Origin of the sequence: Isoptericola sp. NPDC060257 (genome assembly GCF_042726645.1) — a bacterium.
Taxonomy (GTDB): Bacteria; Actinomycetota; Actinomycetes; order Actinomycetales; family Cellulomonadaceae; genus Isoptericola; species Isoptericola nanjingensis.
Genome location: NZ_JBHXAW010000436.1, coordinates 1 through 2,210, shown reverse-complemented (window position 1 = coordinate 2,210; position 2,210 = coordinate 1). Strand labels below are relative to the sequence as shown.

Genomic DNA, 2,210 nt, shown 5'->3' with positions numbered 1-2,210 from the left:
CCTACGATCGTGAGAGGCCGCGTGACCTCACGGGCCTATGGCGCTGGGGGTGTCGCTGTGGAGCCGATACGACCATTGGTACTCGTGCGCCGCCCCCCGCCTCGACGCCGAGATCCGCGTCGGCGGCGACGCCGGCGCCTCGGAGGTCGTCGTGCTGCGCGCCGGCGGCCCGATGCTCGACCACCCCGACACGCTCGTCATGCCCCTGCTGCTGCCGGACGCACCGATCGTCGTCTGGTGGCCCACCGGCGGCCCGGACGCCCCGTCCGCGGACCCGATGGGCGCGATGGCGCAGCGCCGCATCACGGACACGACGACGGCGGCCGACCCGGTCGCGATGCTGCACCGTCTGTCGGGCGGGTTCAGCCCCGGCGACACCGACCTCGCGTGGGCGCGCGTCACCCTGTGGCGCGGGCTCATCGCGGCCGCGGTGGAGCAGCCCCCGTTCGAGCCCGTCACCGCGGTGACCGTCGAGGGCCAGGAGCAGCACACGTCGCTCGACCTGCTCGCCGCCTGGCTCGGCCAGCGCCTGCGCTGCCCCGCCAAGGTCGTGCGCACCGACAGCGACGACGCGATCACCCGCGTGACCCTGGAGCGCAAGAGCGGGCCGATCGTGCTCGACCGCCCCGACGGCCGCGTCGTGTCGATCACGCAGCCCGAGAAGCCGGAGCGCCGCATGGCGCTCCCGATCCGCGCGCTGAGCGAGGCGCTCATCGAGGAGCTCCGGCGCCTCGACCCCGACGAGCTCTACGGCGAGGTGCTCACCAAGGGCCTCGAGCGCGTCGAGACCGTCCGGGCGTCGGCGAAGGCCAAAGCGTGAGCGCGCCGCTCGTCGTCGTCCACCCCGACCCCGCCGTCCTCGCGGAGGCCGCCGCGGCCCGGCTGCTCACCCGCCTGCTCGACGTCCAGTCGGTCCGCACCCCCGTGCACGCGGTGCTGACGGGCGGCACCGTCGGCATCAAGACGCTCGAGGCCGTGGCGGCGAGCCCGCTGCGCACGGCCGTGGACTGGTCCGGGGTGCACCTGTGGTGGGGCGACGAGCGGTTCCTGCCCGACGGTGACCCGGACCGCAACGAGACCCAGGCCCGCGCCGCCCTCGTGGACGCGCTGGTCGCGGGTTCCGGCCTGCCCGCCGACCACGTGCACGCCATGCCGGCGCGCGGCTCGGCGGTCGACGGCGACCCCGTCGAGACGCCGGAGCAGTCGGCCGCGGCCTACGCGGCCGAGCTCGCGACGTTCGCGCCGGCGCCGGCGGCCGGCTCGCCGGAGCCGGCCGTCCCGGAGTTCGACGTGCTGCTGCTCGGCATGGGGCCGGACGGGCACGTCGCCTCGCTGTTCCCCGGGCACGACGGCCTCGACGCACGCGGGGCGACGGTCGGGGTGCACGGCTCCCCCAAGCCGCCGCCGGAGCGGGTCTCGCTCACGTTCGACGCCCTGCGGCGGGCGCGCGAGGTGTGGGTCGTCGCGGCCGGGGCGGAGAAGGCGGCCCAGGCCGCCGCCGCCCTCGCCGGCGGAGCGGTGGCCGACGTCCCGGCGGCCGGGGCCCGCGGCACCGAGCGCACGCTGTGGCTGCTCGACGCGGCCGCGGCCGGCCCGGCCGCCTGACCTGCTAGCTCGCCGACCGGTGCCGGTCGGCGAGCAGGCGGGCGGGCGTCTCGTCGTCGAACTCGGCGAAGAACTCCCCCACCCGTTCGGTGAGCTCGCTCATCCCGTCGCACGCGAACAGGGTGGGCTGGTAGTGCGAGATGTCGTACTCCACGGTGCCCATCGAGTAGAAGTCGAGCGGCAGGATCGTGGCGCCGCGGAACTCCTCGATCTCGCCGTACGACGACAGCAGTCCCGCGCCGTACGCCCGCAGCTCGCCGTCCTCGTACATCACCCCGAACTCGATGGTGAACCAGAAGACGTCCGCCACGAACTGCAGGCCCTCGGCCGTCTCGCAGCGCCGCGCGGCCTCGCCCGCCCGTCGCTTCACCTCGGCGATCGCCGGGTTCGCGAGCAGGTTCCCGTGCCCGACGACCTCGTGGATGATGTCCGGCTCGGGGGTGTACAAGGGCTGCGACCCGTGCCGCAGATACTGCGTGGAGTGGAAGACGCCGTCGGCGAGCGAGCCGTAGAACTGGTCCAGCGGCACCAGCCCCGCGGCCGGGTGCAGGCGGAAGTCGCTGAGCGGCTCCAGGCCGGCGCTCACCTCGTCGAGCTGCGGCACC

Annotated in this window: 2 protein-coding genes and 1 pseudogene; 2 read left to right on the top strand and 1 reads right to left on the bottom strand. The window is 75.2% G+C overall.

Features of this window, described 5'->3' with window-relative positions; translation table 11 throughout:
* The first annotated feature begins 49 nt into the window (after window positions 1-49).
* Entirely contained in the window at window positions 50-820 is a 771-nt protein-coding gene (locus ACFWEK_RS21025; protein ID WP_430555299.1) for a glucose-6-phosphate dehydrogenase assembly protein OpcA, read from the top strand.
* A complete protein-coding gene (gene pgl, locus ACFWEK_RS21020) occupies window positions 817-1,605 on the top strand; it encodes a 6-phosphogluconolactonase (protein WP_430545598.1) in 789 nt (262 codons plus the stop codon). The genes ACFWEK_RS21025 and pgl overlap by 4 nt, the downstream gene beginning before the upstream one ends.
* A 4-nt stretch (window positions 1,606-1,609) precedes the next feature.
* Here the strand turns inward: pgl and ACFWEK_RS21015 are convergent.
* Window positions 1,610-2,210 (bottom strand): annotated as a pseudogene (locus ACFWEK_RS21015) (phenylalanine 4-monooxygenase); the annotation flags it as partial.